This window comes from Streptomyces sp. NPDC002386 (assembly GCF_053593175.1).
This window is the reverse complement of the sequence record NZ_JBSFBX010000010.1, coordinates 38,415-62,893: the sequence shown is the minus strand read 5'-3', so window position 1 is coordinate 62,893 and position 24,479 is coordinate 38,415. Positions and strand designations below refer to the sequence as shown.

The following is a 24,479-nucleotide window of genomic DNA, read 5'->3' as shown; positions in this document are numbered from 1 at the left end:
GGGCAGCCGTCGCTCAGGGCTTCTGGATCTCCAGGTTGGCGATCGCGGTCCTGGCGACCTCCCGGCCCCGGGCGGTGAAGTCGCCCCTGCCCGGGTAGCCGACGGTGAGCCGGTACAGGTCGCCGGAGCCGGTGCGGTAGTAGAAGATCCGCAGTTCGCGCGGGCGCGGGTTCTGCGAGTCGTCGGTCGTGTACTCGACGGTGTTCGTGGCGGCCTGTCTGCCGTGGTACTCGGTGCCGTCGTCCGGGTGCGTCTTGGCGCCCTTGGGCATGTCGAGGGTGTACTCGCCGTCGTTCTTGAACTTCTCGTCGTCGGCGTGCATCTGGGCCACCGCGTTGCTCTTGATCGTGCCGAGCGAGTCCTCCGACTTCCGGGTCAGGTCCAGCACGACCGAGATGGCACCGCTCGGGTCCGTGTACGACACCCAGCTCCGGTCGGGGTCGGTCTTGGCCGGAAGGGCGCGCTGGTAGTACGCGGGGACAGCGACGGTGGCGCCCAGCCCGGCGTCGGAGTGCTTGGTCCAGCCGTCCGGCAGCGGTCCCGCGAAGGGATCGGCGACGACGAGGTACGCGGCCACCACCGCCGCGACCACGGCGGCCCCCACGCCCAGCCAGGCCCTGCGGCCCAGGCGGGGCACGCGGCCGGCGGGCGGGGCGGGAGGGGCGACCGCCACGCGCTGGGTGGGCTCCGGCGCCGGGGGGTTGGCGGCCGCCTCCAGCAGCACCCGGACCTGGGCCGCCGTCGGACGGCGGGCGGGGTCCTTCTGGAGCAGGCTGTTGACGGCCTCCGCCAGCGGGCCGCGCGCGGCGGCGGGCGCGGCCGGGGTGGCGTTGAGGACGGACTGCAGGGTGGCGGGGGTGTTGCTGCGGCGGAACGGGGAGACGCCCTCGGTGGCGGTGTAGAGCACGACGCCCAGGGACCACAGGTCGCTCGCCGGACCGGGGCGCTGCCCGAGCACCCGCTCGGGCGCGATGTACTCGGGCGAACCGACGAAGCCGCCGGTGTCGGTCAGGTTCGTCTCGCCCTCGATCTGCGCGATGCCGAAGTCGGTGAGGACGACCCGGCCGTACCGGCCGAGCAGCACGTTGTCCGGCTTGACGTCCCGGTGCAGGACGCCCGCCGCGTGCGCGGCCTCCAGCGCGCCGAGCACCTCCAGGCCGATCCGGGCAGCCTCGCGCGCGTCCAGCGTGCCCTCCTGGAGCGCGCCGCCCAGCGAGCGGCCGTGCACCAGCTCCATCACGATCCACGGCCGGCCGTCCACCACCGCGACGTCGTGCACGTTGACGACGGCGGGATGGTCGAGCCGGGCCGCCGCGCGGGCCTCGCGGCGCATCCGCTCGAAGGCGTTGGCGCGTTCGCGCTCGGGAAGGTGGTCGGGCACGCGGGGTTCCTTCACCGCGACCTCGCGGTCCACCGTCTCGTCCTTGGCCCGCCACACGGTGCCCATGCCGCCGTGCCCGAGCTTGGCGAGCAGCCGGTACCGGCCGGCGATCAGCCGTCCGGTGCCCGGTTCGGGAGCGGCGGGAGCGGGGCCCTGCTCCGGGTCCGGCCGTGCCGGTCGCTGTTCCGCCTGCCGGGGCGCCGCACCGGGCCGCGCACCCGGCACCGGGTTGGGCGGTTGCAGCACAAAACTCGTCGTGTCGTCGGCCGCACGGCCGGCTCCCCCGTCACTGCTCATGGACCATCCATATCGCGCCACCGGCGTCCGCCACCACAGCGCACACGAACCGGTCACGAAGCCGTGACCGGGCGGGAATCAACGTTCCGTGACCGAGAAGGTGTCCACGGCCACGTCGAAGTACTCCCGGGCCTCCCGGACCCGTCCGACCGGCGCCGACACCCACACGTCGTACATCCGGCCGCCCTCCTCCCAGCACAGGTCGTAGGTGTGGCGCGGGCCCTCGGCGGCGCTGAAGCCGTCCCAGGTGAACTCCCAGAGCGCGGCGGGGTGTCCGGAGTGCGTGGTCCCGACGACCCGGCCGTCGTGATAGCCCGGGTTGGTGCCGGCCCCCTCCGCTGCCGCCCGGCTCATCACCGCGGCGGGACCGCCGGCGTCGGGCGGGGAGACCTTGACTCCGAGGCGGAAGGTCTGCCCCGGGGAGAGGTAGAAGACGCGCTCTCCCTGCCGTTCGCGGTCGAAGTCCTCCGGCACGGCGAGCGAGAAGCCGTCGGGGTCCCGGGCGGTGCGGTAACCCGAGGGGGCGGTGTGGGACCGGGAGGCGGCGGGCGCGCTGCTCGCGGTGACCGCGGACGACGGCGAGACGCTGCCGTCCGGCGGGGAGGCCGGGTGGCTGGTCGGCGTCGCCGGGCTGCTCGTGGTGCCGCCGGGCGCGCCGCCGCCCTCGCCCTGGTGCAGCAGCAGTGCCGCCGCCGAGACGCCGGCCCCCGCCACCGCGGCGACCAGCAGGGCGGCGATCAGCACCCCGCGCGAGGACTGCCTTACGGGCGGGGACTGTTCGGGCGTCGGGGTGTCGGAGGGTGCCCGCGGCACGTCGGGCTCGGTCGGCGGGTGACCGGCTCCGGCCGCGCGGGCGGCGAGGGCGACGATCCTGGGGGTGCGGCCCGTCGCAGGCGGTTCCGGGGCGGCCGGTGTACGGCCCGTCTCCAGGAACGACCGCAGCATCCGCTCGGCGTCCGCCGCGTCCAGCCGGCGGTCGGGATCGCGCTCCAGCAGGCCGCGTACGACGGGCAGCAGCGGCTCGGCCTCGGCGGGTGGCCGGATCTCGGCGGCGACGACGGCGTGCAGGATGCCGCCGAGCGAGTCCCGCCGGAACGGGGACTCACCGCTGAGCACGGTGCACAGCAGCGCGCCCAGCGACCACAGGTCGGACTCCGGCCCCGTCCTGGTGCCCGCCATCCGCTCCGGGGCGGTGTACTCGGGCGAGCCGACGAAGGAGCCGGTCTCGGTGAGCGTGGTGGCGCCCGCGACCTGCGCGATGCCGAAGTCGGTGAGGACCACCCGGCCGGTGCCGGACTCCAGCAGCACGTTCGCGGGCTTGATGTCGCGGTGCAGCACACCGGCCGCGTGCGCGACGCGCAGCGCGCTCAGCAGGTCGACGCCGATCCGGGCGGCCTCGGCGGCGTCGACCGGGCCGCCCCTGGCGATGCGGTCGGCGAGGGAGCCGCCGTCGATCAGCTCCATGACGAGGTACGGACGCTCGTCCTGCTCGATGACGTCGTGCACGACGATGATGTGCGGGTGCCGCAACTGCGCGACCGCCCGCGCCTCCCGGAAGGTGCGGTCGCGCCGGCGGCGGGCGTCGTCGTCCGGGAGGGAGTCGTCGGCCGCCAGTTCCTTGACCGCCACCAGCCGGCCCAGCACCTGGTCGCTCGCCCGCCAAACGACGCCCATGCCGCCGCGTCCGATCCGCTCCTGGAGGCGGTAACGGCCCGCGATCACGCGGAAGTCGTCCCCGTCGATCCCCATGCGCCCCATCATGCCGTATCGAACGGACGCCTTCCGGGACGGCGATCGGCCAAGTGTGCCACCGCCCCGGTACAACTGGCCGCGCAGTGAAAGGAAGTCAGCCTTTGGCACGGCGCACCCTGGGCCGAATCGACGACCATCGCGATGGAACGCACCCTAGAGGCCATCTCAGTTGGTGCAATGGCGGTAGCACATGAGGATGCAGGCGATGCCGACGAGGGCGAGGGCAGCGGCATCCGTTGGGTCAGACATGGCCTGTTCCACGAACCAGCGATGCTGGCCCTGGCGGCTGGGCGGTTAGGCGCCGCAGCGAGCGACGCGGGGCGCGATCTGGCGGCCGCGCAGCCAGCTGCATAGTCAGTCGAAGTCGTAGCCCTTGTTGGCAAGGAGCTTGGCCGGGCGGACGCGCCTTAGCCCGTAGCGGGACCAGATCGGTGGATGCCGCTCATCAGCGGGATCATGGCCTGACTTTCGTGCAGGTTGACACCGGAGATACCGACCGAGATTGGCAGGCAGTGCGATCACAGATGACATGGGTCTTCGACCCGAAGTCACCCCGATCGGTCGGATTCGGTCCGGTCAGGGCCCCCTTGTGCCGCCGGGGGGAGAACGACCGAGTCGATCACGCACCGGGCTCGCCGTTCACGCCAAACCGATACAGCACTGCGCGGTACATCTCCGCCAATACCCAAATACTTCCGTGCTAGTACGAGACCACAGAGAGGAGAGCCTCCGACAAGTTCCCGTTCACCCGTGAACCGAAAAAGTGATCACCCAGGCTGCGATCTGCGCCGGTCACACGAACGCTCGCCGGTTGCCGAAGGCCCTGCGCCAGGCTCATTCTGACTTCGCCCTGCCGGAAGGCACCCTCGCGGGGTGCGACCTGGGTCACGACGAATGAGCCGCGCTTTTCCACAAGGAGCGACTATTTTCGGCCACATCATGTTTTCAAATAGTTGCAAAGCATGGCAAATACGCGAAAGAGGCGTGCCATATAGGACATAAAGGGTGGCGCGAATCACACTGTCACACGGACCATAGAACCCCTTACATTTCCCTTATGGGAAACATGTTGAAGCGTCTCTCCGTTACGAGCGTCGCGGCAGTGGCGATATTCGCTACGGCCACTGTGACGAATGCCAGCGCGGCAAGCGGCGGCGCCTCCTGCTCCACGAGCGGCGCCACGGGGAGTCTGACCTTCACCAACTGGTCTGACAATTACGTGGACATAAGCGGCTGGGTTAAAGACACCGCAGCCGATGGCCACCATGTAGCCATTCAGCTTATCTCTTCCCAGGGTGGCGAAACCATCCTGAGCTGGCCTTGGCGTCACGAGTACGACGGAAACGGATCGACCCTCTCCTTCACCACCCATGCCTCGACCACCGACAACTGGGTCCGCCACGTAGGCGTGCACGTGGCGGTCTGGGAAGGGGACAAGATAGTCGGCGGACACACTTGCGCGGATTGGGCCTGATCTCCGTACGGCAATCTGGGCCTAGTTGCGGCCCGTTCGGCGGAGCTCCTGCACGGGGTTCCGCCGAAGGCATGCCGCAGTAACGAGTGAATTTACGGAGAGCACGCCTGAGATCGCGAACCGCCCCACCTGGCGGAACCTGCTCGCTTGCTCACTCCTTGACTTCGCCTTCTCGCCAGCTCCGCAGCACCCACTGGAACTGCTTGCTCGTCCGCGGCCAGTCGGCCTCCGGCGTCGACATGTAGATCGCGTACTCGGTGCCCTCGCGCGAGAAGTACGTCTCCTCGATGGCGTGCCGCGGCCCGGCCACATAGGGCGGGTCCTTCGCGAGCGCGTCCCAGGTCATCTCCCACAGCGCGCCCTGGCGATCGCGATAGGTGTTCGCCTTCATGGTCACCCGGTGGTAGTTGACCAGCGATTCTATCTGCCCTTCGAGGTTCTTCTGGTGCTCGAGGGCGTTGGCGAAGTCCGAGCTGGTGTCCATGGAGATGCGCAGGAAGTGCTTTCCGCCGTCAGGTGTGTAGTCGACCTGCCGAAGGTCCGGGTCGGCCGCGCCGTCCTTCGCCTCAACGACCCGGCGCGACCAGCCCTTGGGCAGGTAGACGGTGAAGCCCAACGGGTCTGGGTACGCCTGCCAGGAGGCAGGCAGGACACCCCCGGGGCCCGGCGTCGCGCTGCCGCCGGGGCTGGTGGAGGGCGACGGCGTGAGACCGTTCGTGCCCCCGTTCGCGCCGGAGCCGCGCTCCGATGCGCCCCACTGCTGGAAGGCGACGGCCGCGCCGCCGCCGAGCACGGCCGCGGCGGCGACGACCAGCGCGAGGGTGCGCAGCCGGCGCCGGGGCCGGGCCGGGGTGCCCGCGGGCGCGGGGGCCACGGCCGTGGACCCGGTCATGGCACGGTTGCCGGCCGTCGGTGCGCCGGGGACGTGGCCGCGCGTGGTCCCTTCGGGGGCGTGACGGGGCCGGCCGTAGCCGGTGGGGGCCGTACCGCCACCGTGCGTGCCCGTGCCCTGCGCCGGTACGAACGCCCGCGTGGTGTGCGGCCGGCGGCCCTGCGCCGCCTCGGCGAGCATGCGCTCCGCGTCCTCCGCGCCCGGCCGCTGGGCCGGTTCCTTGCACAGCAGGGCGGCGATGACGGGGCCGAGGGGGCCGGCGTTGCGGGGCTCCTCCACCTCTTCCTCGACGACCGCCTGCATGGTGCTCAGCGGCGAGGTGCGGCGGAACGGCGAGCGTCCCTCGACCGCCGTGTACAGCGTGGCCCCGAGCGCCCACAGGTCCGAGGACGGGCCCGGATCGTGGCCGCGCACCCGCTCGGGCGCGAGGTAGTCGACCGATCCGACGACCTCCCCGGTACGGGTGATGGTGGAGTCGCCCTCGATCTGGGCGATGCCGAAGTCGGTGAGCAGGACCCGGCCGTCCCGGCCGAGGAGGACGTTGCCGGGCTTGACGTCACGGTGCAGCACACCGGCCGAGTGCGCGGCGCGCAGGGCCCGCAGCACCCACAGGCCGATCCGCGCGGCCTCGGCGGCGTCGAGGCGGCCGCGCTCCTTGACCGCGTCGGCCAGCGAGTGGCCCTCGACCAGCTCCATCACGATCCACGGGCGGCCGTCGTGCTCCAGCACGTCGTGCACGGTGACGACGGCGGAGTGGTTGATGCGTGCCGCGGCCCGCGCCTCGGCCCGGGTGCGGGCGAGCAGAACGGCCCGGTCGCTGTCGGAGACGTAGAGCGCCGCTGTCAGTTCCTTGACGGCCACCTGCCGGTGCAGCACCTCGTCGTGGGCGCGCCACACCCGGCCCATGCCGCCGCTGCCGATGGAATCGGCCAGCCGGTAGCGGCCCGCTATGAGCAGGCCCTGCATCTGATTCACGTTGCCCCGCAATGCTATTGACAGGGTCAGACTAAGGACCGACCCTCCCCCTGGGAACACGAGGGGTACCAAGGTGACAGTCCTGTGACGGTTGCCGTATCCGGCGCGCGGGCGGTACCCAATCCCGTTTCACACAGGCGGTATACGGGGTGCTCAACCCGTGTAGCGGTACGTCGCGGTAGCTTGCTCGTAGAGCCGTGTCACCTCGTCGCGCTCGGCCTCCGGGCCCCGGACCTGGACGATGTGGTAGCGGCCGTTCAGCAGGATCGCCATGTTGCGCACGTACCGGTCGCGGCCCTGCCCGTCGGTCCAGGTGAACTGGCCCTCGGCCATGGTCCGCCCGCCCACCTCGATGGTCCGCAGACCGGTGGCGGTGGCCCAGCTCGAGTCCCGGTACGGCTGGAGTTCGCGCTCCTTGTCCCGCTGGTAGACCATCGGATCGCTGCCGTAGGTGCCCGTGCCGTCCCTTCCGGGGACGACGAGCAGCTCGAAGTTCCCGTGAGTGTAGACGACTTGGCCGCTGCCGTTCTTGGGTGCGCGGTCCCAGCCCTTGGCGACGGCGACCCGGAAGCCCTCCGGGTCCTTGCGCAGGGTGAACCCGTCGGCGACGGAGGGGTCGCCGCCGGTCTGGGTCTCGGTGGCGGGCCCGGACGCCGAGGGGCCGGAGTCGGACGGCCGCCCTGAGGACGGCCGCTCGGAGGGCGAGGGCGCGGAACTCGCCTGCCCCGCGCTGCCGGTGCGGTCCCCGCCCGTGGCGCCGCTCTCGCCCTGCTTCGGCATGAACAGCACCGCGTACGCCACCGCGCCGGCCAGCAGGAGCAGGATCAGCAGGAGCAGCAGCCGGCCGAGGCTGCGGGGCGAACGGGCCTGATCGGGGGCGCGCTTGTGCCGGGCGTGCGGATGGGTGGCGGGTACCCGGGCGCGCCGTCGGCGTACCAGCTCGCCGCGCCGCCGGACGATCGGCAGCCGCTTGGGGTCGGCGGGCGGCACGGGCACCACGTGGGCACCGGCGTCCGGCTCGGGCGCCGAGCGCACCAGGGAACGCAGCCAGCCGCTCAGCTCCTCGAAGTCCGGCCGGTCGGTCGGGTCCTGACGCAGCAGCGACTCCACGACCGGGCGCAGCGGGCCGCACTCCTCGGCGAAGGCGGGCGGCTCCGCGCACACGAGCTGCACCAGCTCGGCCGTGGACTCCTCGGGGTAGGGGGCGTGTCCCTGGACGGCGCGGAAGAGCAGCGCGCCCAGCGCCCAGAGGTCGGTGGCGGGCCCGATCGGCGCGGCCAGCTGCCAGTTCTCGTGCACGGGGCCCGCCTGTTCCGGCGCCCAGCGCTCGGTGACCGGCCCGACCACGGTCATCCGCACCTGCCGGGCCCGTTCGGCGGCAAGCGCGGTACCGGGCCCGCGGCGCACGGCCCCGACTCCGGCGCCGGGATCGTCCCAACGCGAGTCCATGGCGGAGGGGTTGGCGGATGTGTCCGGCACGGCGCCGGTGCCGGGTGCGGGGGCGGGTGTCCGGCCGGGAGACAGGGCGCTGGAGCCGGTGCCCGAGGTTCCGTGGCCCTGGGCGGCTGCCTGCCCCGGGACCACGGCACTGTGGCCCGGGCCGGCGGCGCCGTATCCGGGCGCGGGCGACAGGCCGGGGCCGGTACCGCCGTAGCGGGGCGCGGGCGACTGCCCGGGCACGGGCAGACGCCCTGCGCCGGGGGCCGGGTCGTCGCCGCCGGGCTGCGGTCCCGGGCGCGGCGGGTCGCCGGCCGGGCCGGTGCGGGGTGCGGCGCCGTGCCAGGCGGTGCCGGGCGCGCCGTGGGGGTCGGCCGTCCGGCCGGGCGGGACGACGGTCCGGCCGGCGGCGTACGGCGAGCGCGCCGCGCCCGCGGCACCGGTGTCGCCCTCGGCGGGCGGGCGGGCACCGGGCAGGGCGGCGCGGCCGTTCTGCTGGGCTTCCTGCACCCGGGCCGCGGCCCGGGTTCCGGCGCGGTAGGCGGCTATGGCCCCGGCGCGTGCGGCACGGACGTCGTCCCCGCTCTCCAGGGCACGGCGCCCGGACGGCGGAACCGGGACAGTCCCCGGGGGAGCGCCCCCCGGCACCGGCATTCCGCCGGCCGCCCGCGCCTGGATCGCGGCCCGCCGCGCGGCCTCGGGATCGGCGTCGGGAGACGGCGCGGCCACCGCGGGTCCGAGTGCGCCGCCGAACCCCTGGCTCCCGGCGCTGCCGGTCGTGCCCGGGCCGCCGGGTCCCGCGGGAGGGGCCAGGACGCCGGGCGGCTGCCCGCCGGGGGCCCGGGCGTCCGTGCCACCGCCGTCACCGGCCGGCCCGTACGGGTCCTGCGGCCCGTCCTGGGCCGGTACCGGGTCGTACCCGCAGAGCGCCTCCTCCGCCGCGCCGACCGCGAGTCCGGTCAGCATCACCCGGCCGTCGTCGCAGACGAGGACCGTGCGGGCGGTGATGTTGCGGTGCGTCCAGCCGTGGGCGTGCAGCACGCGCAGCGCCATGAGGACGTCCGAGGCGACCTCGGCCGCCCGGTACGGCGGCAGCGGCTGCTCGGCGAGCAGCGCGGACAGCGGCCGGGCGGCCACCCATTCGCTGACGATCCACAGCGAGCCGCCCTCGGCGAACACGTCGAAGACCTGGTCCAGGCGCGGATGGTCGGGGATGCGGGCCGCCGCCTGCGCGGCCTCCACGGCGCGCCGCACCGCGGGGTCCGACGGGCGGCGGGTGGCCGTACGAGCGGCGGGCGAGCGACGGGTGCCGCGCTCGCGGGCGGTGAAGCCCTCGGGCAGCCCCTCGGAGTCGAGCACCTCTGCCTCGACGACCTCGGGCAGCGGAACCTGACGGACCAGCACCTCCTGGCCGCTGTAGGTGTCGAACGCCCGGGTCTCGGTCAGCTCGTACTCGTCGGACGGCGGCAGCGGCAGGCGGTATCGGTCGGCGAGCACCCGGCCCGCGTAGTCGTCCACGTTGCCTCCCCCGGCCGCCTGGTCGTTCAGTTCCGTTCCCCTACGGTCCGTTCCCAATCCGCATCCGGCTCCGTACGGTCCGCAACCATTCACGATACGTGCCGGAGGCAACCCGCATTGAGGGGATGACGGATTCTCACGGATCCGAACCGGGCGCGGTCATGTCACGACTTGGGCTCGAAGGACTTCGTCAGCGTCCGCCAGGTGTCCTTGCGCAGGTCGCCCTGCCAGCTCGCGGCCTTGGCGGTGTACATCAGCGCGTACCCGAGATGCCCGTTCACCACGAACCCGCGGTCGATCGTCCGGTACCCGGTGCCGCCCTCGGAGTAGGTGAACTCCCAGTCGGCGGTGTTCCAGCCCCGGTAGTCCACCTTCTCTATGCGGATCCGGTGGTACTGGGAGCGCACCATGTAGCGCTCCTGGTTCTTCCAGTCCGCCACCGGGTCGTTCTTGGGGGTGCTGGTCCAGGCGACGAGCAGCTTCTGCCCGTCGGGCCCGGTGTAGCGGTCGCCGGCGGCGCCGGTCGACTGGTACTTCCAGCCCTTGGGCAGCCCGATCGAGTACCCCTGGCCGCCCTTGTGGGTCGACTCGGCGGGCGCGCTGCCGCCGCTCTTCGAGCCGGACGAGCCGGAGTCCTCGTTCTCGTCGCCGGAGGCGCTCGCGCTCGCCGCGTCGTCCGACGACGAGCCCGTGGAGGCGGACGCCGAGGCGTTCCCGTCGGTCCGTGTGCCGTCGCCGGGGCTGCTCTTGCCGCCCGTGTCCTTGTCCTCCTTGGTGGAGGCACTCGCGCTCGGCGCGGCCTTGGCACCGCTGCCGCGGTCGTCGCCCTTGTCGTCACCGCCGCCGAACACGAGGGCCAGTACGGTGCCGACGACCGCCAGCGCGACCACGATCGCGATGATCACCAGGGTCCGCCTGGGCACCACGTCGGTGAGCGGCGCCCTGGGTGCCGGCCGCGACGGCAGGTCCAGGTCCGGCGGCGGCACCACGGGCCACCCGGAACTCGGCTTGCCCGCGGCGGAGTTCGGTACGGAAGGCGAGCCCTGAGGGGCGGAACCATTCCGTCCGCCCCGCGAAGCGGCACCGGCCGTGGCCGCGGCGCCCGCAGCGCCCTCGGTGCCCGTGCCGCCGGTACCGGAGGTGGTCGTCCCGGCGTTGTTCTTCGCCCGCACGGCCGCCGCCGCTGTGGCGGCTCCGGCCGCCTTGCGGACCGAACGCAGGGCACCGCGCAGCTTCTCCCCGGCCTCCTCGCCCCGCTTGCCCTCCGGGCCGCCGGGCTGCGCCGGCAGCGGGACGACACGGGTGGCGTCCATCGGCTCGGGCGCGGGCGCGTGGATCACCGCGTTGAGCATGGTGCGGGCGCCGGCGTCGTCGAGCCGCTGCGCCGGGTCCTTGGTGAGCAGGCCGTAGATGACGTCCCTGAGCGGCCCCGCGTTCTTGGGCTCCTCAAGGGGTTCGGTCATCACCGCGGTCAGCGTGGCGATCGCCGAGCCCTTGTCGTACGGCGGCAGACCCTCGACCGACGCGTACAGCAGGCCGCCCAGGGACCACAGGTCCGCCGCGGGGCCCGGCTTGTGCCCGCGGGCGCGCTCCGGGGAGATGTAGGAGGGGGCGCCGACCAGCATGCCGGTGGACGTGATGGACGGGTCGCCCTCGACCTGCGCGATGCCGAAGTCGGTGAGCACGACCCGGCCGTCCTCGGCGATCAGCACGTTGGACGGCTTCACGTCGCGGTGCAGGATGCCCTCGCGGTGCGCGGAGCGCAGCACGTCGAGGACGGCGAGGCCCACCTCGGCGGCGCGCTTGGGCTCCAGCAGGCCGTCCTCACGGATGACCTCGGCCAGGGACTTGCCCTCGACCAGCTCCATGACGATCCACGGCCGGTCGTCCTCCTCGACCACGTCGAAGACCGTCACCGCGCTGTTGTTGCGGATCCGGGCGATCGCCTTGGCCTCGCGCAGGGTGCGCGTGATCAGGCGCCGCTTCTCCTCCTCGTCGATGTTCGACGGGAACCGCAGCTCCTTGACGGCGACCGTGCGGCCGAGGGTCTCGTCCTCAGCGCGCCACACCGTGCCCATGCCGCCGCGGCCCAGCACGTCTCCCAGCCGGTACCGCCCGGCGAGGAGACGCCGCTCGTTCTTGCCCTGACGAGTCTCCTGACGGGATGTTCCCGCCCGCTCCGCCTCCGACATGCGTCCCCTCATGCAACCCGCCCTGACAGAGCCTCCATTGTCTCTCACCCGACAAGTGGCCGACGCCCAGGGTGCCCCCTGCCGCGCCGGGGGCCGCGGACGCCGGAACACCCGCCGCACCGTCACCTTGAGTCCGCGTCAGGCCCAGCGCTCCACTCACCCTCCAGGAGTGCCCCGCTCCTTCCCGGGCACACACGCGGACTCGGCTCGGGAACCGCCCGGAACCGCCCCGCCGTCGCCGTTTCCGCCCTCGCACCGGGTACAACGGCCGGGCCCCCGGCAAGGGTCCCGGCCCGGGTCACCCGTCCGGGTGGTTCCGGCTACAGCGGCACGATGTCCGGCGCCCCCAGCCGGGCCGCGTCCGCCGTCAGGTCGTCCGGCTGGAGCTGGGACTCCCGCTCGGCCTCGACCCGCTTCTCGTAGTGCTCCACCTCGCGCTCGATCTGGCCCTTGTCCCAGCCGAGGACGGGCGCCATCAGCTCGGCGGCCTCGCGGGCGCTGCGGGTGCCCCGGTCGAAGGTCTCGATGGAGATGCGGGTGCGGCGGGTGAGCACGTCGTCCAGGTGGCGGGCGCCCTCGTGCGAGGCGGCGTACACCACCTCGGCGCGCAGGTAGTCGTCGGCGGCCTGCAGCGGTTCGCCCAGCGCCGGGTCGGCGGCGATCAGGTCCAGGATCTCCTCCGCCATGGAGCCGTACCGGTTCAGCAGGTGCTCCACCCGGACCACGTGCAGGCCGGTGCGGGCGGCGATCCGCGCCCGGGCGTTCCACATCGCCCGGTAGCCCTCGGCGCCGAGCAGCGGGATCTCCTCGGTGACGCAGTCGGCGACGCGCATGTCGAGCCCGTGCACCGCCTCGTCGACGGCGTCCTTGGCCATCACCCGGTACGTCGTGTACTTGCCGCCCGCCACGACCACCAGCCCGGGCGCCGGATGGGCCACGGTGTGCTCGCGGGACAGCTTGCTGGTGGCGTCCGACTCGCCGGCCAGCAGCGGCCGCAGCCCGGCGTACACGCCCTGCACGTCGTCGCGGCGGAGCGGCACGGCGAGCACCGAGTTGACGTGCTCCAGCAGGTAGTCGATGTCGGCGCTGGAGGCGGCCGGGTGGGCCTTGTCGAGGTCCCAGGAGGTGTCCGTGGTGCCGACGATCCAGTGCCGGCCCCAGGGGATGACGAACAGGACCGACTTCTCGGTGCGCAGGATCAGGCCGGTGGTGGAGTGGATGCGGTCCTTGGGCACGACGAGGTGGATGCCCTTGGAGGCGCGGACGTGGAACTGGCCCCGCTCCCCCACCATGGCCTGGGTGTCGTCGGTCCACACCCCGGTGGCGTTGACGACCTGCTTGGCGCGGATCTCGTACTCCCCGCCGCCCTCCACGTCCTGCACCCGGGCGCCGACGACCCGCTCGCCCTCGCGCAGGAACCCGGTCACGCGGGCCCGGTTGGCGACCCGCGCGCCGTAGGACACCGCGGTGCGCACCAGGTTGGTGACGAAGCGGGCGTCGTCCATCTGCGCGTCGTAGTACTGGAGCGCGCCGACCAGGGCGTCCTTCTTCAGGCAGGGCGCGACCCGCAGGGCGTGACGGCGGGTCAGGTGCCGGTGCAGGGGCAGGCCCCGGCCGTGCCCGCGGGCCATCGACATCGCGTCGTAGAGCGCGACGCCCGAACCGGCGTACCACCGCTCCCAGCCCTTGTGCTGCAGCGGGTAGAGGAACGGCACCGGTTTGACCAGGTGCGGGGCGATCCGCTCCAGCAGCAGCCCGCGTTCCTTCAGCGCCTCGCGGACGAGGGCGAAGTCGAGCATCTCCAGGTAGCGCAGGCCGCCGTGGATGAGCTTGCTCGACCTGCTGGAGGTGCCGGACGCCCAGTCACGGGCCTCGACCAGGCCGGTGGACAGACCGCGGGTGACGGCGTCCAGCGCGGTGCCTGCGCCCACCACTCCGCCGCCGACCACCAGCACGTCCAGTTCGCGCTCCGCCATCGCCGCCAGTGCCTCGGCGCGCTGCTCCGGGCCCAGAGTCGCTGTCCTCACCGCTGCCTCCCGCTGTCGCACGTCCTCGCGTCGGCCGCACCCGCGGTGGGGCGAAGCCCGTTCACCCCCTCCTCATGCCCAAATTCTGACCGGCTCGCCCTGTGCCGGCCACCACGCACCCGCGACCTGTGGACGACGTCCGCGCAACCACCCGGGAGACACACGAACACAATCCCACATAACGGTCATATTTACTCCTAGTGTGACAGTGCGCTCGTACATGCTGCCCACAGCGGTTGCGCACCTGTCCCGCTTCGGCTACTGGGAAGGACGGCCCACGCCCCATGCCCGCAGACCTCGCCGTGATCGGACTCGGTCCGTACGGCCTGCCGCTAGCCCAGGCCGCCGTCGCCGCGGGCATCCCGACCATCGGGTACGCCACCGGCCCCGAGGCCGGCTCGCTCAGCCCCGCCGAGCTGCGCCGGATGCGCTCCACCGGATTCCTGCCCGGCACCGACCCGGCCCAGCTCGGCCGGGTGCGCACCGCGGTGATCTGCGCGCCCACTCCGCGCGGCGCCGACGGCGGGATCGACCTCGGCCAGGTGGAGGGGGCCGCCCGCACGCTCGCCGAGCGGCTCCGCCCGCACACCACGGTCATCCTGGAGTCACCCGTGCTGCCCGGGACCACCGACGGGTTCCTGCGCCCCCTGCTGGAGGAGGGCTCCGGACTCCGCGCGGGGCGGGACTTCCACCTCGCCTACTCGCCCAGCCGCGTCGACCCCGGCAACCGCGACCGCAACCCGGCCAACACGCCCAAGGTGATCGGGGGCCTCACCCCGGCCTGCACCGAGTCGGCCGCCGCCTTCTACGGGCGGCTGACCGACAAGGTGGTCCGCGCGCGCGGGCTGCGCGAGGCGGAGACGGTGCAGTTGCTGGAGACGAACTACCGGCACGTGAACATCGCGCTGGTCAACGAGATGGCCGAACTCTGCCACGAGCTGGGCGTCGACCTGTGGGACGTCGTCCGCTGCGCGGAGACCAAGCCGTTCGGCTTCCAGGCCTTCCGGCCGGGCCCGGGCGTCGGCGGCCACGGCCTCCCCCAGGACCTGACCGGCCACGCGACCCGCACCCTGCGCATGGTGGAACTCGCCCAGCAGGTCAACCACCGCATGCCCGCGTACGTCGTCCGGCGCGCCGCCACCCTCCTCAACGAGCACGGCAAGTCCGCGCGCGGGGCCCGCGTCCTGCTGCTCGGCGTCACCTACAAGCCCGACATCGCCGACCTCCAGGGCACACCCGCGCGCGAGATCGCGGTCCGGCTGACCGAGCTGGGCGCGTCCGTGAGCTTCCACGACCCGTACGTCCACGCGTGGAGCGTCCTCGACCGCCCGGTCCCCCGGGCCGACGCCCTGTACGAGGCGGTCGCCGACGCCGACCTGACGATCCTGCTCCAGCAGCACCGCACCTACGACCTGCAGGGCCTGTCGGTGAAGGCCCAGCTCCTCCTGGACACCCGGGGCGCGGCCCCCACGGGGGCGGCGCACCGGCTGTGACGGGGGCGCGGCCCACCGACCGGGAATCCGCACGCGGTCGGGCACGCGCAAGGGCCGGTCGTCCTCCTGGACGACCGGCCCCTGACGTGTTGCCGAAGGCTCAGCGGCGGTGCTGGCTGTCCGCGACCGTCACCTCGACGCGCTGGAACTCCTTCAGCTCGCTGTAGCCGGTGGTGGCCATGGCGCGGCGCAGGGCGCCGAAGAAGTTCATGGAGCCGTCGGGGGTGTGGGACGGGCCGGTGAGGATCTCCTCGATGGTGCCGACCGTGCCCAGGTCGACCTTCTGGCCGCGGGGCAGCTCCTCGTTGACGGCCTCCATGCCCCAGTGGTGGCCCTTGCCGGGCGCGTCCGTGCCGCGGGCCAGCGGGGAGCCCATCATCACGGAGTCGGCGCCGCAGGCGATCGCCTTGGGCAGGTCGCCGGACCAGCCGACGCCGCCGTCCGCGATCACGTGCACGTACCGGCCGCCGGACTCGTCCATGTAGTCGCGGCGGGCCGCCGCCACGTCGGCGACCGCCGTCGCCATCGGGACCTGGATGCCGAGCACGTTGCGCGTGGTGTGCGCGGCGCCGCCGCCGAAGCCCACCAGCACGCCCGCCGCGCCGGTGCGCATCAGGTGCAGGGCCGCGGTGTAGGTGGCGCAGCCGCCCACGATCACCGGGACGTCGAGCTCGTAGATGAACTGCTTGAGGTTCAGCGGCTCGTGCGAGGACGACACGTGCTCCGCGGAGACCGTCGTACCGCGGATGACGAAGATGTCCACGCCCGCGTCCACGACCGCCTTGGAGAACTGGGCGGTGCGCTGCGGGGAGAGCGCGGCCGCCGTGACCACGCCGGAGTCGCGCACCTCCTTGATGCGGGCGCCGATCAGCTCCTCCTTGATCGGCGCCGCGTAGATCTCCTGGAGGCGGCGGGTCGCCTGGTCGGCGGGCAGCTCGGCGATCTCGTCGAGCAGCGGCTGCGGGTCCTCGTGCCGCGTCCACAGACCCTCGAGGTTCAGTACGCCCAGACCGCCCAGCTCGCCGATACGGATCGCGGTGGCCGGGGAGACGACCGAGTCCATGGGGGCGGCCAGGAACGGCAGCTCGAAGCGGTAGGCGTCGATCTGCCAGGCGATCGAGACCTCCTTCGGGTCCCGCGTACGGCGGCTGGGGACGACGGCGATGTCGTCGAAGGCGTACGCCCGGCGGCCGCGCTTGCCGCGCCCGATCTCGATCTCAGTCACGTCTTGGCCTTTCCCTGATGCGTTCAGCGTCTTCCAGTATCGCCGACGGGCACGGCGACGGCGGCCCCGGAGGTTCCGGGGCCGCCGTCGATACCCGTCACGCGCGCGCGTGCGTCACTTCTTGTTGCTGTAGTTCGGAGCCTCGACCGTCATCTGGATGTCGTGCGGGTGGCTCTCCTTCAGGCCCGCCGAGGTGATCCGCACGAAGCGGCCCTTGGACTCCATCTCCTCGATGGTGGCGGCGCCCACGTAGCCCATGGTCTGGCGCAGGCCGCCGACGAGCTGGTGCAGCACGTTGGCGAGCGGGCCGCGGTAGGGCACCTGGCCCTCGACGCCCTCGGGCACGAGCTTCTCGTCGGCGGTGACGTCGGCCTGGAAGTACCGGTCCTTGGAGAACGACCGGCCCTGGCCGCGGGACTGCATGGCGCCCAGCGAGCCCATGCCGCGGTACGACTTGAACTGCTTGCCGTTGATGAAGAGCAGCTCGCCCGGGGACTCCTCGCAGCCGGCGAGAAGGCTGCCCAGCATCACCGTGTCGGCGCCGGCGGCCAGCGCCTTGCCGATGTCGCCGGAGTACTGCAGGCCGCCGTCGCCGATCAGCGGGACACCGGCGGAACGGGCCGCCAGGGACGCCTCGTAGATGGCGGTGACCTGCGGGACGCCGATGCCGGCGACGACGCGGGTGGTGCAGATGGAGCCCGGGCCCACACCCACCTTGATGCCGTCCACACCGGCGTCGATCAGCGCCTGGGCGCCGTCGCGCGTGGCGACGTTGCCGCCGACCACGTCGACGTTCACGCTCGACTTGATCTTGGACATCCAGCTGAGGGCGTTGCTGTTGTGGCCGTGCGAGGTGTCGACGACCAGGAAGTCCACACCGGCCCCGGCGAGCGCCTGGGCGCGCTCCAGCGCCTCGGGGCTGGCACCGACCGCGGCGCCGACGAGCAGCCGGCCCTCGGCGTCCTTCGCGGCGTTGGGGTACTTCTCGGCCTTGACGAAGTCCTTGACCGTGATGAGGCCCTTGAGGACGCCCTCGTCGTCCACCAGCGGCAGCTTCTCGATCTTGTGCTTCCGCAGCAGTTCCATGGCCTCGGGGCCGGAGATGCCGACCTTGCCGGTGACCAGCGGCATCGGGGTCATGACCTCGTGCACGCGGCGGCCGCGGTCGCTCTCGAAGGCCATGTCGCGGTTGGTCACGATGCCGAGCAGCTTGCCGGCGGGGTTGGTGACCGGGACACCGCTGATGCGGAACTTGGCGCACAGCGCGTCCGCCTCGGCGAGCGTGGCCTCGGGGTGCACCGTGATCGGGTCGGTGACCATGCCGGACTCGGACCGCTTCACCAGGTCGACCTGGTTCACCTGGTCCTCGACGGAGAGGTTGCGGTGCAGCACGCCGACGCCGCCCAGCCGGGCCATCGCGATCGCCATGCGGGACTCGGTCACCTTGTCCATCGCCGCCGAGAGCAGCGGGATGTTCACCCGGACGTTGCGGGAGATGCGGGACGAGGTGTCGACCGCGTTGGGGAGCACCTCGGATGCGCCCGGCAGCAGCAGCACGTCGTCGTAGGTCAGCCCGAGTGTCGCGAATTTTCCGGGCACTCCGTCGACGTTTGCAGTCATGACACCTTCCCCAAATGGCCTTGATCGGTGCGGATGTCCATGCTAACGGCAAGCTTCGCTAGCAAATTCCACGTCAGGGCGCCGCTTCAGGCTTCGTATGTTCGTACGGGAGCGGGGGCGCGCCCGTTCAACGGAGGGAGCCGTGGTGGCTCCGTCCAGGGGGTTACTGCTCGGCCAGCGCGCGCAGGCGGCTCAGCGCCCGGTGCTGGGCGACCCGGACCGCGCCGGGTGACATTCCCAACATCTGCCCCGTCTCCTCCGCGGTCAAGCCCACGGCGATACGCAGCAGGAGCAGCTCCCGCTGGTTCTCGGGCAGGTTGGCCAGCAGTTTCTTGGCCCACTCGGCGTCACTGCTGAGCAGGGCGCGCTCCTCGGGGCCGAGGGAGTCGTCGGGACGCTCCGGCATCTCGTCCGAGGGGACGGCGGTGGAGCCGGGGTGGCGCATCGCGGCGCGCTGGAGGTCGGCCACCTTGTGCGAGGCGATGGCGAAGACGAAGGCCTCGAAGGGGCGGCCGGTGTCCCGGTAGCGGGGCAGGGCGAGCAGCACCGCCACGCAGACCTCCTGTGCGAGGTCCTCCACGAAGTGGCGCGCGTCGCCCGGCAGCCGGGACAGCCGGGTGCGGCAGTAGCGCAGCGCCAGGGGGTGGACGTGGGCGAGCAGGTCGTGCGTGGCCTGCGCGTCGCCGTCGACGGCGCGGTGCACGAGCGCGCCGAACGCTCCAGGGGCCGTGCCCGCCTCGTCGTCGCGCATCGGTCCATGGTGCCCTGCGGCCGTCCGGTCCGTCGCATCGTGCCCGTGGTTGTGCACCGAAGCGTTATGAGTAGGTGCGCCGGCACTCATCCCCTGCGCCCTCCCCTTCCGCTCGACCGACTCGTCCCCGAGAGACTCCACATCTCAAGGATGCGGCATCCGCGCCGAAACGAGCAGCGGGCGTCCGGCCACCGCCTCGCCCGGCCCCGTCCGCGCGTCTCCCACCGCCCACCGACCGGCCCGCGCCCGCGCGCCTCGCACCCGGTGGATGCCCGTCGGGCGAACGGCCGAACCGTTGCCGCGGGCGTGGGCCGTCCGGCGGACCACCGGGGTGACGCCCCGGGGAAGCCGGATGGCCGAAGATACCGGGCCGGCCGTGACCGTCACTCACGGTCACACCGCGGCCGGCCGGACCACGGTCTCGCCCGAACAGGCGCGCGCCCGTCGATCACATGACCGCGGGTCCTGGACGCGGGCCGCGGACACCGGCCGCCGGCGTCTCCCGGCAGACCGCCGAGCCGCACCCACCGTCGCCCGCCACCGCGCCACCTCACTCCCGGCCGCGCTCCGCCCCGTCCGCCGCGCGGCAGACGGGGATCCGCCAGGGGCCGGCCGCGGCCGTGCGCCACGGACCCGTCCTACCGGACCAGTCCCCAGCGGAATCCGAGTGCCACGGCGTGGGCCCGGTCCGAGGCGCCGAGCTTCTTGAACAGGCGGCGGGCGTGCGTCTTCACGGTGTCCTCGGAGAGGAACAGCTCGCGGCCGATCTCGGCGTTCGAGCGGCCGTGGCTCATGCCCTCGAGCACCTGGATCTCGCGTGCGGTGAGAGTGGGCGCCGCGCCCATCTCCGCCGAGCGCAGCCGGCGCGGGGCCAGCCGCCAGGTGGGGTCGGCGAGGGCCTGGGTCACCGTGGCGCGCAGCTCCGCGCGCGAGGCGTCCTTGTGCAGGTAGCCCCGGGCGCCGGCGGCCACCGCGAGGGCCACACCGTCGAGGTCCTCGGCGACGGTCAGCATGATGATGCGCGCACCCGGGTCCGCGGACAGCAGGCGGCGCACGGTCTCGACGCCGCCCAGGCCGGGCATGCGTACGTCCATCAGAATGAGGTCGGAGCGGTCGGCACCCCAGCGGCGGAGGACTTCCTCGCCGTTGGCCGCCGTCGTCACGCGCTCGACGCCGGGCACGGTCGCCACCGCGCGGCGGAGCGCCTCTCGGGCAAGCGGGGAGTCGTCGCAGACGAGGACGGATGTCATGACCGCCCTCCACAGCTGATGCGCGTCACCTTGAGCCTCCAGGCTGGTACGGAATCGTCACCTGTGCGGTCGACCGCTTGGGACGCCTGCCCGAGCGCTTGTGTCTTCAACCGCCTCCGCACTCTCAACGACGGTCACTCGAAAGAGTTACGGGGCTACATGCCGTCTTCGGCACTCTACGTGAGGGTCTCGACACGGTGCAGACATGCCCAACAGACTCTCAACTTTTCATCACAACCTATGCCCCATTTAGTCGCTTTTGCTCCCGTTTCTCAGTGTCTGGAGCTAGATTCGCAATGAGTCATATTTTCATCTCCTTAGACCGGAGATGTACGGTCGTTGGCACCGGATCCGCCCAGAACGGCTACAAGGGGTCACGTAATGGCAGATTTCTCCCGCCTTCCCGGACCGAACGCGGACCTGTGGGACTGGCAGCTGCTGGCTGCCTGCCGCGGAGTGGACAGCTCGCTCTTCTTTCACCCTGAGGGCGAGCGCGGGGCGGCTCGGAGCGCTCGAGAGAACTCGGCCAAGGAGGTCTGCATGAGGTGCCCGGTCCGTGCGGAGTGCGCCGCGCATGCGCTGGCGGTACGCGAGCCGTACGGAGTCTGGGGCGGCCTGACCGAGGACGAGCGTGAGGAGTTGATGGGGCGGGCACGCAACCGCCTGGTGGCGGCCTCGACCACCAATGGCGACACCGCCTCTCATCACTGAAGGAAACGTTTCTGCACCCACAGACCACCGGGTGCTTCCCATCCCCGCCGGGCACGCGGACCGCGTGCCCGCGACTCTGCCGCCTTACCGTTACTCCCGCCCGGCCGCCCGGGCGAGCTGCTCCAGTGTCGCCGCCACGGCCGGCACCTGTGCCAGGTCGGGCAGGGTGAGGGCGACGATCTGCCGCCGGACCACCGGTTCCAGATCCACCGTTCGCACCCCTCTCGGCCGTACCGACTCCACCGCGAGCTGCGGCAGTACGGCTACCCCGAGTCCCGCGCCCACCAGGCCGACCACCGCCGGGTAGTCGTCGGTGGCGAAGTCGATGCGGGGCGTGAATCCGGCGCTCTCGCACACCTCCACCAGCTGGCCGCGGCAGCGCGGGCAGCCCGCGATCCAGGGCTCCAGGGCCAGTTCCCCGATGCCGACGGACTCCGCGCGCGCGAGCGGGTGCCGTTCGGGCACCAGGGCGACCAGGCGGTCCGTCAGCAGGGGCCGTACGACGAGGTCGTCCCAGTCCTCGGCGACGGCCGCGCCCTCGTAGCGGAAGGCGAGCGCCAGGTCGCAGTCGCCCTCGCGCAGCAGCTCCACGGACCGCGGGGGCTCGGCCTCCTCGAGGGAGACGCGGGTGCCGGGGTGGGCGGCGCGAAGTGCGGCGAGGGCGGTGGGCACGAGGGTGGAGCTGCCACTGGGGAAGGAGACGAGCCGGACCCGGCCGGCGCGCAGGCCCGCGATCGCGGCGACCTCCTCCTCGGCCGCGGTGAGCCCGGCGAGGATGCCGGAGGCGTGCCGGACCAGGGCCTCGCCGGCCTCGGTGAGCCGCATCTCGCGGCCGCTGCGGACCAGCAGCGGGGTGCCGACCGAGGCCTCCAGGGCCTTCATCTGCTGGCTGACGGCTGGCTGGGTGCAGCCCAGCTCACGCCCCGCCGCGGAGAAGGAGCCGGTGCCGGCGACGGCGCGCAGGACACGGAGATGACGGGCCTCGATCACCCCAGAAGCATAAGCCTGACTTGGGTGTGGCGCCCAATATCGCCTCGACGCTTTGAGGTCCGGTCCCGTACCGTGCGCGCATGAAGCTTCTCTCGGTCAATCTGGGCAGCGCGCAGGCCGTGCCGTACACGGACCAGCCGCAGGGCGTGACGGGCATCGACAAGCGGCCCACCGACGGGCCGGTACGGGTGGCGGCGCCCGGCCCCAAGGGGACCGGCGCGAGCGGTCTCGCCGGGGACACCGTGTGCGACACCCGCCACCACGGCGGTGACGACCAGGCGGTGTACGCCTTCGCGCGCGAGGACCTCGACGACTGGGAGCGCGAGCTGGGCCGGACGCTGGCCAACGGGTGTTTCGGCGAGAACCTCACGACGGACGGTCTCGACGTGTCCGGGGCGCTGATCGGCGAGCGCTGGCGGATCGGTCCCCAGGTCGTGCTGGAGGTCACCTCCGGCCGGATCCCCTGCCGCACCTTCCAGGGCCATTTGGCCGAACGGGGTTGGGTCAGGAGATTCACCCGGAAGGGCGCGACCGGCGCCTATCTGCGGGTGATCGAACCGGGCGATATACGGGCGGGCGACTCCATCGAGATCGTGCACCGGCCGGACCACGGGGTGACGGCGGCCATGGAGTTCCGCGCGGTCACCACCGAGCGGGAACTGCTGCCCGGCCTGCTCGCGGCAGGCGACGCGCTGCACCCGGAGGCCCTGGCCGCGGCCCGCAAGTACGTCGCGGCCCAGACCCGCTGAGAGGCCGTCACCGCGGGCGGACGCGCTCGCTCCGGGTCACTACCCTTGGGCCATGACAACGGCTCTGATTACGGGATCGACCGCGGGGATCGGTGCCGCGTTCGCGCGGCGCCTGGCGGCTGACGGGCATGACCTCGTCCTGGTGGCACGGGACACCAAGCGGCTGCGCGAGCAGGCGACCGAGCTGCACGACCGGCACGGTGTCGAGGTGGAGGTGCTCACCGCCGACCTCGCCGAGGACAAGGGCATCGAGAGGGTGACCGACCGGCTCGGCGACCGGCGCAACCCGGTCGACCTGCTGGTCAACAACGCCGGCTTCGGCAACAAGGGCCGCTTCCTGGAGGTGCCCATGGCCGACGAGCTCAGGATGCTCAAGGTGCACTGCGAGGCGGTGCTGCGGCTGACCTCGGCGGCCACCGGGGCGATGCGGGAGCGCGGCCGGGGCGGTGTGGTCAACGTGGCGTCGGTGGCCGCCTTCGTGCCCCGGGGCACCTACGGCGCCTCGAAGGCGTGGGTCGTGCAGTTCACCCAGGGCGCGGCGCGGGACCTGGCCGGCAGCGGGGTCCGTCTGATGGCGCTGTGCCCCGGCTTCGTGCGCACCGAGTTCCACGAGCGGGCCGGCATGGGCACGGACAACATCCCCGGCTGGATGTGGCTGGACGCCGACAAGCTGGTCGCGGCGGCGCTGGCCGACCTCGCCCGCGGGAAGTCGCTGTCCGTTCCGGACCCGCGCTACAAGGCGCTGATGGGTCTCGTGAAGGTCACCCCGCGCGGTCTGCTGGGCGGGATCAGCTCGCGGACGGGCCGCAAGTACGGGCCCCAGTAGCACGGGTGACGCCGCCGTTCCGGTGGGAAGATGGTCGGGTCGGTACCGGACCAGGGGGGCCGGAGGCGGTGACATGACCTTCGTACAGCTCATCGAGTGCAGGACGAGCCGGCTGGACGAGATGAACCGGCTCATGGACGACTGGGTCACCCAGAGCAAGGGACGGCGCACGGCGACGCACGCGGTGGTCGGCAAGGACCGCTCGGACGCGTCGCACATCGTCGAGGTGGTGGAGTTCCCGTCGTACGAGGAGGCGATGCGGAACTCGAACCTCCCGGAGACCGGCAGGATCTTCCGGGACATGGCCGCCCTGTGCGACGAGACACCGACGTTCACCGACCTGGACGTCGTCAGGGACGAGCAGCTGGGCCTCGACGCCGTGCGGCGGCTCTTCGCGGCCCTGGAGAGCGAGGGCGAGCTGCCGCCGCTCAACGACCTGCTGGACGAGGACATCCACAGCCACGACCCGGTGAACCCGCAGGACACCATCGGGCTGGACAGCGTCCGGAGCGAGTACCGGATGTGGCGCGCCGCCTTCGACTTCGCCTTCACGGTCGACGACGTGCTGGCCCAGGGCGACCAGGCCTGCGCGCGCTGGACCTGGAACGCCACCCACAAGGGCGACTTCCTGGGCATCCCGGCGACCGGCCGCCAGGTCACCATGACCGGCATGACCCTCTTCCGCTTCGGCCCCCACGGCAAGATCACCGAAACCTGGTGGCAGCACGACCAGCTGGGGCTGATGCAGCAACTGGGGGCGCTGGACGAGCTGGAGCAGTAGGCGGGGGGTGAGCGCAGCTCCCTCAAGTGAAGGGCAACGACCAGGACGACCCGGTGCGCGGCTCCGCGGTTCCGCCGAGCACGGTGCCCGGCCCGACGGGTGCCCCCTGGACGTCGCCCCGAACGATGTGCAGCGGGG

17 protein-coding genes are annotated in these 24,479 nt (G+C 72.5%); 6 read left to right on the top strand and 11 right to left on the bottom strand.

All coding sequences use genetic code 11. The features are described 5' to 3' along the window. Nucleotides 1-13 precede the first annotated feature (13 nt). Nucleotides 14-1,678, bottom strand: coding sequence for a serine/threonine-protein kinase (locus tag ACWCPN_RS20900; RefSeq protein WP_451208162.1), 1,665 nt, complete (start codon nt 1,676-1,678; stop codon nt 14-16). A 78-nt stretch (nt 1,679-1,756) separates the two neighbouring features. Continuing rightward, nucleotides 1,757-3,427 carry a serine/threonine-protein kinase gene (locus ACWCPN_RS20895; RefSeq protein WP_451208160.1) on the bottom strand — a complete coding sequence of 557 codons (1,671 nt, stop codon included), beginning with the start codon at nt 3,425-3,427 and terminating at the stop codon, nt 1,757-1,759. Nucleotides 3,428-4,487: 1,060 nt separating this feature from the next. Here ACWCPN_RS20895 and ACWCPN_RS20890 point away from each other — a divergent pair. Next, nucleotides 4,488-4,904: a hypothetical protein gene (locus tag ACWCPN_RS20890; RefSeq protein WP_451208157.1), complete on the top strand. Its 417-nt coding sequence runs from the start codon at nt 4,488-4,490 to the stop codon at nt 4,902-4,904. 151 nt (nt 4,905-5,055) lie between these two features. Here the strand turns inward: ACWCPN_RS20890 and ACWCPN_RS20885 are convergent, their stop codons facing one another. From ACWCPN_RS20885 to ACWCPN_RS20870, 4 genes are all read right to left on the bottom strand, one after another. Then, nucleotides 5,056-6,762 (bottom strand): serine/threonine-protein kinase, encoded by a 1,707-nt coding sequence (locus tag ACWCPN_RS20885; protein ID WP_451208673.1) that lies wholly within the window; start codon nt 6,760-6,762, stop codon nt 5,056-5,058. 162 nt (nt 6,763-6,924) lie between these two features. Further along, nucleotides 6,925-9,726: a protein kinase gene (locus tag ACWCPN_RS20880; protein ID WP_451208155.1), complete on the bottom strand. Its 2,802-nt coding sequence runs from the start codon at nt 9,724-9,726 to the stop codon at nt 6,925-6,927. Nucleotides 9,727-9,890: 164 nt separating this feature from the next. Beyond that, complete coding sequence (locus ACWCPN_RS20875; RefSeq protein ID WP_451208152.1) at nt 9,891-11,918, bottom strand: protein kinase domain-containing protein; 2,028 nt, start codon at nt 11,916-11,918, stop codon at nt 9,891-9,893. Between the two features lie 320 nt (nt 11,919-12,238). Next, nucleotides 12,239-13,945, bottom strand: coding sequence for a glycerol-3-phosphate dehydrogenase/oxidase (locus ACWCPN_RS20870; protein WP_451208150.1), 1,707 nt, complete (start codon nt 13,943-13,945; stop codon nt 12,239-12,241). A gap of 284 nt (nt 13,946-14,229) precedes the next feature. On the opposite strand from ACWCPN_RS20870, the gene ACWCPN_RS20865 reads away from it, so the two are divergent. Further along, the gene (locus ACWCPN_RS20865) at nt 14,230-15,438 is read left to right on the top strand and encodes a nucleotide sugar dehydrogenase (RefSeq protein ID WP_199211643.1); all 1,209 of its coding nucleotides are present in this window, start codon (nt 14,230-14,232) and stop codon (nt 15,436-15,438) included. Between the two features lie 100 nt (nt 15,439-15,538). Here the strand turns inward: ACWCPN_RS20865 and ACWCPN_RS20860 are convergent, their stop codons facing one another. The 4 genes from ACWCPN_RS20860 to ACWCPN_RS20845 all read right to left on the bottom strand — a co-directional run bounded on the left by ACWCPN_RS20860 (nt 15,539) and on the right by ACWCPN_RS20845 (nt 20,284). After that, nucleotides 15,539-16,663 (bottom strand): GuaB3 family IMP dehydrogenase-related protein, encoded by a 1,125-nt coding sequence (locus ACWCPN_RS20860; protein WP_451208147.1) that lies wholly within the window; start codon nt 16,661-16,663, stop codon nt 15,539-15,541. 114 nt (nt 16,664-16,777) lie between these two features. Next, nucleotides 16,778-18,283, bottom strand: coding sequence for an IMP dehydrogenase (gene guaB / locus ACWCPN_RS20855; protein WP_451208144.1), 1,506 nt, complete (start codon nt 18,281-18,283; stop codon nt 16,778-16,780). Nucleotides 18,284-18,446: 163 nt separating this feature from the next. Next, nucleotides 18,447-19,034, bottom strand: a complete 588-nt coding sequence (locus ACWCPN_RS20850; RefSeq protein WP_351672097.1) for a sigma-70 family RNA polymerase sigma factor — start codon at nt 19,032-19,034, stop codon at nt 18,447-18,449. Nucleotides 19,035-19,672: 638 nt separating this feature from the next. Then, nucleotides 19,673-20,284 (bottom strand): response regulator transcription factor, encoded by a 612-nt coding sequence (locus ACWCPN_RS20845; protein WP_003948568.1) that lies wholly within the window; start codon nt 20,282-20,284, stop codon nt 19,673-19,675. A gap of 381 nt (nt 20,285-20,665) precedes the next feature. On the opposite strand from ACWCPN_RS20845, the gene ACWCPN_RS20840 reads away from it, so the two are divergent. After that, complete coding sequence (locus ACWCPN_RS20840) at nt 20,666-20,995, top strand: WhiB family transcriptional regulator (RefSeq protein ID WP_451208141.1); 330 nt, start codon at nt 20,666-20,668, stop codon at nt 20,993-20,995. A gap of 90 nt (nt 20,996-21,085) precedes the next feature. On the opposite strand, the gene ACWCPN_RS20835 is transcribed toward ACWCPN_RS20840, so the two are convergent. Then, nucleotides 21,086-21,985, bottom strand: coding sequence for a LysR family transcriptional regulator (locus tag ACWCPN_RS20835; protein ID WP_451208138.1), 900 nt, complete (start codon nt 21,983-21,985; stop codon nt 21,086-21,088). Nucleotides 21,986-22,065: 80 nt separating this feature from the next. On the opposite strand from ACWCPN_RS20835, the gene ACWCPN_RS20830 reads away from it, so the two are divergent. The 3 genes from ACWCPN_RS20830 (at nt 22,066) to ACWCPN_RS20820 (ending at nt 24,341) form a co-directional block, all read left to right on the top strand. Further along, nucleotides 22,066-22,734 carry an MOSC domain-containing protein gene (locus tag ACWCPN_RS20830; RefSeq protein ID WP_451208135.1) on the top strand — a complete coding sequence of 223 codons (669 nt, stop codon included), beginning with the start codon at nt 22,066-22,068 and terminating at the stop codon, nt 22,732-22,734. A gap of 52 nt (nt 22,735-22,786) precedes the next feature. Further along, nucleotides 22,787-23,560: an SDR family NAD(P)-dependent oxidoreductase gene (locus tag ACWCPN_RS20825; RefSeq protein ID WP_451208132.1), complete on the top strand. Its 774-nt coding sequence runs from the start codon at nt 22,787-22,789 to the stop codon at nt 23,558-23,560. Between the two features lie 73 nt (nt 23,561-23,633). Beyond that, on the top strand, nt 23,634-24,341 hold the full coding sequence (locus ACWCPN_RS20820) for an ester cyclase (RefSeq protein WP_451208129.1): 708 nt from the start codon (nt 23,634-23,636) through the stop codon (nt 24,339-24,341). Nucleotides 24,342-24,479: the final 138 nt, after the last annotated feature.

Excerpts from the sequence above, each read along its gene's own strand:
- ACWCPN_RS20900 (WP_451208162.1), bottom strand. The coding sequence starts at position 1,678 with ATGAGCAGTGACGGGGGAGCCGGCCGTGCGGCCGACGACACGACGAGT.
- ACWCPN_RS20895 (WP_451208160.1), bottom strand. The coding sequence starts at position 3,427 with ATGGGGATCGACGGGGACGACTTCCGCGTGATCGCGGGCCGTTACCGC.
- ACWCPN_RS20890 (WP_451208157.1), top strand. The coding sequence starts at position 4,488 with ATGGGAAACATGTTGAAGCGTCTCTCCGTTACGAGCGTCGCGGCAGTG.
- ACWCPN_RS20885 (WP_451208673.1), bottom strand. The coding sequence starts at position 6,762 with ATGCAGGGCCTGCTCATAGCGGGCCGCTACCGGCTGGCCGATTCCATC.
- ACWCPN_RS20875 (WP_451208152.1), bottom strand. The coding sequence starts at position 11,918 with ATGTCGGAGGCGGAGCGGGCGGGAACATCCCGTCAGGAGACTCGTCAG.
- ACWCPN_RS20865 (WP_199211643.1), top strand. The coding sequence starts at position 14,230 with ATGCCCGCAGACCTCGCCGTGATCGGACTCGGTCCGTACGGCCTGCCG.
- guaB (WP_451208144.1), bottom strand. The coding sequence starts at position 18,283 with ATGACTGCAAACGTCGACGGAGTGCCCGGAAAATTCGCGACACTCGGG.
- ACWCPN_RS20850 (WP_351672097.1), bottom strand. The coding sequence starts at position 19,034 with ATGCGCGACGACGAGGCGGGCACGGCCCCTGGAGCGTTCGGCGCGCTC.
- ACWCPN_RS20845 (WP_003948568.1), bottom strand. The coding sequence starts at position 20,284 with ATGACATCCGTCCTCGTCTGCGACGACTCCCCGCTTGCCCGAGAGGCG.
- ACWCPN_RS20840 (WP_451208141.1), top strand. The coding sequence starts at position 20,666 with ATGGCAGATTTCTCCCGCCTTCCCGGACCGAACGCGGACCTGTGGGAC.
- ACWCPN_RS20830 (WP_451208135.1), top strand. The coding sequence starts at position 22,066 with ATGAAGCTTCTCTCGGTCAATCTGGGCAGCGCGCAGGCCGTGCCGTAC.
- ACWCPN_RS20825 (WP_451208132.1), top strand. The coding sequence starts at position 22,787 with ATGACAACGGCTCTGATTACGGGATCGACCGCGGGGATCGGTGCCGCG.
- ACWCPN_RS20820 (WP_451208129.1), top strand. The coding sequence starts at position 23,634 with ATGACCTTCGTACAGCTCATCGAGTGCAGGACGAGCCGGCTGGACGAG.